This is a genomic window from Achromobacter sp., from assembly GCF_036567245.1.
GTDB lineage: Bacteria > Pseudomonadota > Gammaproteobacteria > Burkholderiales > Burkholderiaceae_B > Achromobacter.
Genome location: NZ_DATCUY010000174.1, coordinates 1 through 1642 on the forward strand (window position 1 = coordinate 1; position 1642 = coordinate 1642).

Annotated in this window: 2 protein-coding genes; one reads left to right on the forward strand and one right to left on the reverse strand. The window is 69.5% G+C overall.

The features are described from left to right. Positions 1–693, forward strand: a 693-nt coding sequence (locus tag VIR09_RS07405) for a tRNA-dihydrouridine synthase (RefSeq protein WP_332012286.1), incomplete at its 5' end; no start/stop codon positions are given. 42 nt (positions 694–735) lie between these two features. On the opposite strand, the gene VIR09_RS07410 is transcribed toward VIR09_RS07405, so the two are convergent. Beyond that, on the reverse strand, positions 736–1642 hold a 907-nt coding region (locus VIR09_RS07410; RefSeq protein WP_332012287.1), incomplete at its 5' end, for a maleylacetate reductase.

The window sequence follows — 1642 nt, forward strand, 5'->3', positions numbered from 1 at the left end:
GAACCCGCGCCCCACGCGCTGGACGCGGCCGGCCTGGCGCGCATCCGCGAGGCCTTCGTGGCCAGCGCCAAACGGGCGGTCCGGCTGGGCTTCGATGCGATCGAGCTGCACGCCGCGCACGGCTATCTGCTGCACCAGTTCCTGTCGCCATTGTCGAACCGGCGCGACGACGACTACGGCGGTTCGCTGGCGAACCGCATGCGTTTTCCGCTGGAAGTCTTCCAGGCGCTGCGCGAGGTCACGCCGCCGTCCGTGGCGCTGGGCGTGCGCGTGTCCGCCACCGATTGGGTGGAAGGCGGCTGGGATCTGGAACAGACGCTGGCGTTCGCGCAGGCCCTGAAGGAGCGCGGCTGCGAGTTCATCGACGTTTCCAGCGGCGGCGTTTCGTCGCAGCAGAAGATTCCCGTGGGGCCGAATTATCAGGTGCCGTTCGCCGAAGAGATCAAGCACAAGGTGGGCTTGCCCACCATCGCGGTGGGCCTGATCACCGAGGCGCAACAGGCCGAAGAGATCCTGGAGAACGGTCAGGCGGACATGATCGCGCTGGCGCGCGGCATGCTGTATGACCCGCGCTGGCCCTGGCACGCCGCGGCGCAATTGGGTGGCCAGGTCAGCGCGCCGCGCCAATACTGGCGCTCGCAGCCGCGGGATCAGAAGGCGCTGTTCGGCGAAACCCGCTTCGGCCAGCGCTAGGCGAAACCGGCAGGAAAATCCGCGGCCTGCCTGAACCCCGTCTCAGGGTCGCGTGCCGTCGTAGGCGTTTTGCAGCAGGGTCCGCAAGGCCTCGCGTTCCAGCGGGCGGGGATTGGGGTAGGGCGTCTGCAAGGCGATGTCGCAGGCGCGGTCCAGGTCTTGCTCGCGCATGCCGATATCGCGCAGCGCGGTGGGCGCGCCCAGCGAGCGAGCCAGGTCGAATACACCAGCCGCCGCAGCCGGCGCGCCCAGCGCCGCTGCGATGCGTTCCATGGCTTGCGGCGCCGCCGCGGCGTTGTAGGCCAGGGCGTGGGGCAGCACCACGGTGTGGACCTCGGCGTGCGGCAGGTTGAAGCTGCCGCCCAGCGTATGGCAGAGCTTGTGATGTAGCGCCATGCCCACGTTGCCCAGCACCGTTCCGCACAACCAGGCGCCGTAGAGCGCGTTGCTGCGCGCCTGCAGCAGATCTGCGCCGCCGGCGCCGGCGTGGATGGCGGGCAGCGCTTGCGCCAGCGCGCGTATGCCTTCCTGCGCCATCAAGTCCATGATGGGATTGCCGTCGCGCGCGTACAGGCCCTCGGCCGCATGGGCGATGGCATTGATGCCGCTGGTCACGCTCATCGCCACCGGCAGCGACAGGCTCAATTCAGGGTCGTACACCACGCTGCGCGGCAGCACCCGGTCATCCTTGCCGGTCTTCTTCATGCCGGCCTCGGTGATGCCGTAGATCGGCGTCATTTCCGAGCCCGCATAGGTGGTGGGCACGGCGATGACCGGCAGCCCGGAGTCCAGCGCGATGGCTTTGCCCAGGCCGATGGTGGAGCCGCCGCCCACGGCCACCGCGCAATCGGCGCCCAGTTCGCGCGCCGCCTCTCGCGCCTGGCGCGCGACTTCCATGGGCACGTGCATCACGGCCTGGTCGAAGATTCCGGCCACGCGCGCCTCGCCC